At 66.4% G+C, this 274-nt stretch carries 1 protein-coding gene; it reads left to right on the top strand.

Annotation, left to right across the window (positions count from 1 at the left end):
- Positions 1-58 precede the first annotated feature (58 nt).
- The coding region (locus tag ACSNOK_RS34240) for a hypothetical protein (RefSeq protein WP_436784630.1) at positions 59-274 on the top strand (216 nt) is incomplete at its 3' end.

Genomic DNA, 274 nt, shown 5'->3' with positions numbered 1-274 from the left:
AAATTGGGGTATAACAAGTGATCAAGTCACGGAGCACCGCATCGACGACCATACCGTGGTGGAATTCCACGGCCCGGAGCCGGACGCCTCGGAGCGTCGGCTGATGTCGGTCATCGCCGCCCAGTTGGGGACAGCCTTGGAGCAGCGTCAGCTGGAGGAGACGGCGAAGGCGGTGGAGCCGTTAGCGGCCACCGACCGGGTGCGCACGGCGTTGTTGTCAGCGGTCGGTCACGACCTGCGTCGCCCGCTGGCGGCTGCCACCGCCGCTGTGTCT

The organism is Streptomyces sp. URMC 126, assembly GCF_051386555.1.
GTDB lineage: Bacteria > Actinomycetota > Actinomycetes > Streptomycetales > Streptomycetaceae > Streptomyces.
Note: the sequence above shows the minus strand (reverse complement) of the source record. Positions and strands in the feature narration are given on the sequence as shown.